This is a genomic window from Thioalkalivibrio sp. ALE11 (assembly GCF_000381205.1).
Taxonomy (GTDB): domain Bacteria; phylum Pseudomonadota; class Gammaproteobacteria; order Ectothiorhodospirales; family Ectothiorhodospiraceae; genus Thioalkalivibrio.
The window spans coordinates 1-6,447 of the sequence record NZ_KB906202.1 but is presented as its reverse complement, the minus strand read 5'-3'; the positions used below and the strand labels follow the sequence as shown (position 1 = coordinate 6,447).

Below are 6,447 nucleotides of genomic sequence, written 5' to 3'. Positions count from 1 at the left end.
CCGGCCCTGCATCCTTCATCCCTTCCGCGCTAAACTGGTTCATGACCTGCCCCCTCGATATTGGCTCTGTGTTGAAGGTGGTTGTCCCAACCCCGAGAACATAACCCACGCTCTCGAGGTCGGGCAGGTCAATCCATCATGTCTACGGGGGGCAGGGTTTGATCCGTGGGAGGCCAGCCCCCTGGCCGATCAGGCGCGGTAGAGGTCGAAGCGTACTGCGCGGCCCTGGATGGCGGAGACCGGCGTGGTGCCGGGCAGAGGGGCGGCCCCGGCGGGGCGCTTGACCACCACGCGCCCTCGGGTGGCGGGGATCAGCGCGGCGAGCGTGGCGGCCGCGTCGCTTTCCGTATCGCTTGCGGCAGCGTGTTCTTCAGTGTCTTCCGCCCGGGATGCCTGGCCCGGACGCTGGTCCGGGGCCTCCATCAGCGCCTGCAGGACCTGCATGTCTTTCTTGACCGCGGCGTTCTTGCGCCGCTGCGGGAACATCGGGTCGAACACCGCCGCATCGGCGGGCGCGGGCAGGGCATCGGCGGCGAATGCCTGCGGGAACAGGTGCACGCGGGCGGCGCTGGCGGCCAGGGCCGGGTCGCCGGCGTGCGCGGCGCGCTGCAGGGCATCTTCCAGCAACAGGGCGACGACCGGATGCCGCTCGAAGGCGCTGACCTGCCAGCCCCGCGCGGCCAGCAGCAGGGCATCGCGACCGAGTCCGGCGGAAGCATCGACGATGTGCGCGTCGTCGCCGACGCGCCCCACGGCGCGCACCAGGGTCTCGTGGGCTGCGCGGGGGTGGCGGTATCCCTGCCGGCCGCGCACGAAGTCCGGGGTCAGGCGCAGCGGCGTCTTTCCGCCCTGCAGAACCAGGCTCAGGCGGTCCGCTTCCACTTCCAGGGTCAGCGCCGCGTCGCCGCGATGGACGTAGCCGGCGGCTTCCATGCGGCGCTGCAGGGCCCGGGTGCGCTCCCGGGCGCGCGGATCGTCTTCCGGGACCGGGCGCAGTTCGAGGGTCATCGACGGGGGCCGCGGTCAGTAATGCGGCGGCGGGGGCTCGGGGGTGTCCTGCCCGCCCGCGCTGCCATCACCGGCGGCGGCCTCCAGCGCCCGCAGGCGGCCGTGGAGCCATTCGAGCTGCCGGGTCAGGGCCTGGTTCTCCTGCTGCAGTTCGGCCTGTACCCGGGCCTGTTCCTCCTGGCTGAATTCCAGATAGGCCAGGCGTTCTTCCAGGGTCGCGATGCGCTGTTCGGGGGTGGGGTCGCTGACGGCCATGCGGGCTCCCGGTGCGCGTTCAGTCAACGCGGTTGCGCGTCTCGCCGGCGGCGAAGGCGCGGATGTTGGCGGCGATCTCCTCCAGCACCGCCTGCCGCGCCGAACGCGCGGCCCAGGCGGTGTGCGGGGTCAGCACCAGACGCGGCAGGTCGGCGGCGAGCAGGGGATGATCGGGCGGCGGCGGTTCCGGCTCGAGCACGTCGATGCCGGCGCCGGCGATGCGTTTCTCGCGCAGGGCTTCGGCCAGGGCCCGCGGCTCCACCAGGCCGCCGCGGGCGGTGTTGATCAGCAGGCCATCAGGGCCCAGGCGGTCCAGGGCGTCTTCGTCGATCAGGTTGCGGGTGGCGTCGGTCAGCGGGCAGTGCAGCGAGATCACGTCGCTGGTCTCCAGCAGCTCCGGCAGGGGGACGCGCACGGTGTCCGCGGCAGGATCCGCGGCGGGTTCCGCGTCGCGCAGGCTGCGGGCGTAGCGCACCTGCACGCCAAAGGCCTCGGCCAGGCGCGCGGTGGCCTGCCCGAGGACGCCGCGCCCGACGATGCCCATGCGCATGCCCGACAGGGTGCGGATGGGGTGGTCGAGCAGGCAGAACTGGTCGGACTCGCTCCAGCGCCCGGCGCGGATGTCGGCGCGGTAGTCGTCCAGCCAGGTGACCAGGGTCAGCAGCAGGGCCATCACGTGCTGGGCCACCGAGTCGGTGGCGTAGTCGCGGGCGTTGGTCACGGCGATGCCGAGCTCGCGCGCCGTCGCCACGTCGATGTTGTTGAAGCCGGTGGCGGCTGCGCAGATCAGCTTGAGCTGCGGGCTGCGTTCGAGCACGCCGCGGTCGAGGACCACCTTGTTGGTGATGGCGACGTCGGCCCCGTCCAGGCATTCGCTGATGGCGACGGGGTCGGCGGGCGTGCGTTCCCGGCGCACCCAGTCCGGGGCAGCGCGGTCCAGCGGGGCGAAGTCCAGGTCGTCGCGATCGACGGTGGCCGTGTCCAGGAAGACGGCGCGGGGGGCGGAGGGCAGGTTCGGTTGGGCCATGAGGTTCAGCGTTGAGATCGGGCGGAGGGCAGGGGCCAACAAAAAGGGCCCCGCCGGAGCGGGGCCCGCGTGCTGGCGAGTCCGGGAGGGTCCGGGCTCGGCCGGCGCGTCAGTTCTCGCCCATAAAGGCGTGGAACAGGTTCAGCATGTGCAGGAACATCACGTACAGGTTGGCGTACAGCGACACCGTCATCACCACGTAGTTGGTCTCCTGGTCGTGGATCATGCGGCTGGTGTCGAACAGGATGGCCGCCGACAGCAGCAGCACCACGGCCGCGGAGATGGCCAGCGACAGCGCCGGGATCGCCAGGAAGATGTTGGCGACGATCGCCAGCAGCGCCACGATCAGGCCGACCACGATGAAGCCGCCGAGGAAGCTGAAGTCCTTCTTGGTGGCCAGCGCATAGCCGGACAGGGCCACGAAGGCCACGGCGGTGGCGGTGAATGCGTTGCCGACGATCTGCGGGCCGTTAGGCAGCCCCAGGTACATCGACAGGATCGGGCCGAGGAAGAACCCGAGCGTCCCGGTGAAGGCAAAGGTCAGCACCAGGCCCCAGACCGAGTTGCGCGTGAAGTGGATGGCGAACGGGCCGCCAATCAGCACGCCAAGCATCACGATCCAGTGGACCGGCGGGGCACCGATGGCCATGGCGACGAAGGCGGTGACCGCGCTGAAGGCCAGGGTCAGGGCCAGCAGGGTGTAGGTCTGGCGGATGACCTTGTTGGTGGAAATGGTCTCGCTGATGGAACCGGTGCTGGACGGGTTCCGTTTCGAGCGGACGATCTGGTCTCTGGACACGGTCGTTTCCTCCTTGGGTTCAATATGCGGTCAGTGTACAGCCGAGGGCCGCGCCGTGCAGCCACCCGCGCCGGACTCCGGGCCGGGCCCGGGTCAGCTCCGGCCCTCCTGGCCGGTCTGTTCTTCGACTCGCGTTTCGCCCACGCGTTCACGGCAGACTTCGACGGCCCGGTCGGTGCTGCGGAAGATGTTGTCCTTGCCGATCAGCTCGTCCAGGCCGGTGCGTTCCATCACCTCCAGCACCTGGGCCTTCACGCCGGCGAACACCAGGGTGACGCCGCGTGCCTTCAGCCGATGCACGAGCTGGTGCACGGTCTCCTCGCCGGAGGCGTCGATCTCGTTGATCCCCTTGCCGACGATGATGATGTATTTCGCCTGAGGGTGGCTGGCGGCCAGATCCAGCACCGCGTCTTCGAAGTAGGGCACGTTGGCGAAGTACAGCGAACCGTCGAAGCGCATCAGCGCGATCTTTTCGTCGGTCTGCAGGCCGTAGCGGCGCGCCTCGCGCAGGGTGCCGTCCTCGTAGCGGGCCAGTTCGCTCACGCGCGGCTGCATGGACCGGTAGAGGTACAGGATGATCGCGAGGCCCGCCCCGGTGAGGATGCCATAGTCCAGGTTGGGTGCCATGGCCAGGGTGGCGAGGAAGGTGACGATGGCGGCGATGCCGTCGTGCTTGTTGGCCACCCAGGCGTGCTTGATCGCCTTGAAGTTCACCAGCCCGGCCACGGCCATCATGATGATGGCGGCGAGGACGGCCTCCGGCAGGTGGTAGATCAGCGGGGTCAGGAACAGCAGGGCGATGCCGATGATCACCGCCGTAAAGACCGACGACAGGCCGGTTTTGGCCCCGGAATTGAGGTTGACCGCCGAGCGCGAGAACGACCCCGACACCGGATAGCCCTGGGTGAAGCCCCCGGAGATGTTCGCCAGGCCCTGCCCGATCAGTTCCTTGCTGGGGTCCAGCCGCTGGCCGGTGCGCGCGGCCATGGCCTTGGCGATGGCGATGGCCTCGGTAAAGCCGACCAGGGCGATGACGAAGGCGGTGGTGAGCAGCGTCATGATGTTGCCGAGACTCAGGTCCGGGATGGTCGGGGCGGGGAGACCCTGTGGCACGTTCCCGACTACCGAGCCGCCGCCGTCCAGGTGCATGGTGTCGTTGTCGACCCGTTCGATGCGCCAGTCGGTACTGTCGGCCTGTTCGCGTTCCGCGTCGGTCAGGTGGTCTTCGCGGATGAAGCGGGCCGGGGCGTCGTCTTCGCCGGGGACACGGCGCAGGCTGATCGCGCCGAGCTGGTCGCGCAGATCGCGCAGTTCGCTGCGCTGTTCGTCGCGCTCCAGGCCGAGGGTGTCGATCTCGTGGCGGATGCGTACCGCCTCGGCGCGTTCGACCTCGTCGACCTCGGCCTCCAGCTCGCGGATGCGCTGTTCGATGTCGGCCAGCGCGCCGGAACGGGAGTCGACCTCTTCGGCCAGGGCGACCACGTCGGCCGGTGCGACCCGGTCGGCCGCCACTTCGGCCTTCTGCTCGTAACCGATGGCCCAGCTGATGAGGATGGTGATGACCACCGCGGCCAGGACGCCGGGGATCTTCGGTACCAGGCGCTTCATGGCGACCATCAGCGCGATCGCGCCGAGCCCGAAGGCCAGCGTCGGCAGGTGCACGTCGCCGATCTGCTGCAGCACGCCCCACAGGCCGACCATGAAGTGCCCGCTGGTGTCCACGGACACGCCCAGGATCTTGTTGAGCTGCGACAGGGCGATGATGATGGCCGCGGCGTTGGTAAAGCCGACGATGACCGGGTGCGAGATGAAGCTGACGATCGAGCCCAGCCGGAACAGTCCGAGTACCAGCTGGACCACCCCGACCAGGAACGCCAGTACGATCGCCAGGGCAATGAATTCGGATGAGCCCTCGGCGGCGAGCGGGATCAGGGCCGAGGCCGTGAGCAGCGAGACCACCGCCACCGGCCCCGTTGCCAGCTGGTTCGAGGAGCCCCACAGGGCGGCGATCATCACCGGCAGCAGGGAGGCGTACAGCCCGTAAACCGGCGGCAGCCCGGCCAGCTGGGCGTAGGCCATGGACTGCGGGATGAGGACGAGGGCGACGGAGATGCCGGCAATCAGATCCGCGTTGATGGTGTCCTTGGTGGGACGCCAGCGCAGGAAGGGAAACAGATTGAGCAGCATCGAATTCATGATGGTCGGCCTCGGGTTGCGCCCCGTCGCCGGTCTCCGGGGCGGTCACTGAATTTCGTGCCGGTGCCGTGTCCGGAGGAGAGGCACCGGCGCCGGACCGCGGGAGGCGTATCCGGCGGGGAAGGACAGGGCCGCGATTTTACGGAAGATCGTTATTTTCTTCTATCAAACTCTTTCTATGCGACACATAGTTCTGGAGCGATGTATGTGTGGCTGACCGGCAGAGTTGCCAGCCACGGGACGCTCGCGGAGAATGTGCGCCTCCGGAGAGGTGGCAGAGTGGTTGATTGCACCGGTCTTGAAAACCGGCAGGGGTGCAAGCCCCTCGAGGGTTCGAATCCCTCCCTCTCCGCCAGAATTCCGTAGGAGGCCAGCCCTCTGGCCGATGTGGTGTATCCCGAGCCCGATCGGCCAGAGGGCTGGCCTCCTGCAATCGGCCAGGGGGCTGGCCTCCCACAATCGGCCAGGGGCTGGCCTCCTACAATCGGCCAGGGGGCTGGCCTCCTACAATCGGCCAGGGGACTGGCCTCCTACAATCGGCCAGAGGGCTGGCCTCCTGCAATCGGCCAGGGGCTGGCCTCCTGCAATCGGCCAGGGGGCTGGCCTCCCACAGGGCCGACGCCTCACCGGGCATTACCCCACACGAAAAAGCGGCCCGAGCAATGCCACGGGCCGCTTCTCCGGGAAATCTGGTGGGCGGTGCTGGGTTCGAACCAGCGACCCCTGCCGTGTGAAGGCAGTGCTCTACCGCTGAGCTAACCGCCCCGGAAGAGGCGTAATGTAAGGCTCCGGCGGCGTCCGGTCAAGGGGGCGGAACGCCCGCAGGTAGGAGGCCAGCCTCTGGCCGATCAGGCGCAGGGATTGGCCGGACGGGGAATCGGCCGGAGGGCCGGCCTCCTGATATGGATTGACCTGTCAACGGTTGGCTGTAGTGTTCGATCGAGACCTCCTGTTTTCCATGCCTTCGAGGCAGGGCACGAGAAGCGGATTGCGACGGTGGATCACTCTGATATACGCGGGTTGGTTACCGACCGGACTTCACTTCGTCGCGGAGCTGCCCTTCTCTACGGGCGAGGGTCAGCCCTTCCGGGGAAGGGGTGCCTCATAGGAGCGCCAGGGGTTCTCCTCACCGGCCTCTCATGCCCTGTCCCGAAGACACGGA

At 68.5% G+C, this 6,447-nt stretch carries 5 protein-coding genes and 2 tRNA genes; 1 reads left to right on the top strand and 6 read right to left on the bottom strand.

Going from position 1 to position 6,447, the window contains the following annotated elements; translation table 11 throughout:
* Nucleotides 1–189: 189 nt before the first annotated feature.
* From F620_RS0113975 to F620_RS0113955, 5 genes are all read right to left on the bottom strand, one after another.
* Entirely contained in the window at nt 190–1,008 is an 819-nt protein-coding gene (locus F620_RS0113975; protein ID WP_019571067.1) for a class I SAM-dependent methyltransferase, read from the bottom strand.
* Between the two features lie 15 nt (nt 1,009–1,023).
* On the bottom strand, nt 1,024–1,263 hold the full coding sequence (locus tag F620_RS0113970; RefSeq protein ID WP_019571066.1) for a SlyX family protein: 240 nt from the start codon (nt 1,261–1,263) through the stop codon (nt 1,024–1,026).
* A 19-nt stretch (nt 1,264–1,282) separates the two neighbouring features.
* Nucleotides 1,283–2,290, bottom strand: a complete 1,008-nt coding sequence (locus F620_RS0113965; protein ID WP_019571065.1) for a D-2-hydroxyacid dehydrogenase — start codon at nt 2,288–2,290, stop codon at nt 1,283–1,285.
* Nucleotides 2,291–2,399: 109 nt separating this feature from the next.
* Nucleotides 2,400–3,089 carry a Bax inhibitor-1/YccA family protein gene (locus F620_RS0113960; RefSeq protein ID WP_019571064.1) on the bottom strand — a complete coding sequence of 230 codons (690 nt, stop codon included), beginning with the start codon at nt 3,087–3,089 and terminating at the stop codon, nt 2,400–2,402.
* Nucleotides 3,090–3,182: 93 nt separating this feature from the next.
* A complete protein-coding gene (locus tag F620_RS0113955) occupies nt 3,183–5,285 on the bottom strand; it encodes a SulP family inorganic anion transporter (RefSeq protein WP_019571063.1) in 2,103 nt (700 codons plus the stop codon).
* A 265-nt stretch (nt 5,286–5,550) separates the two neighbouring features.
* Between F620_RS0113955 and F620_RS0113950 the strand changes: the two genes are divergently transcribed.
* Nucleotides 5,551–5,640, top strand: a tRNA-Ser gene (locus F620_RS0113950).
* A gap of 335 nt (nt 5,641–5,975) precedes the next feature.
* Here F620_RS0113950 and F620_RS0113945 read toward each other — a convergent pair.
* Nucleotides 5,976–6,050, bottom strand: a tRNA-Val gene (locus F620_RS0113945).
* Nucleotides 6,051–6,447: the final 397 nt, after the last annotated feature.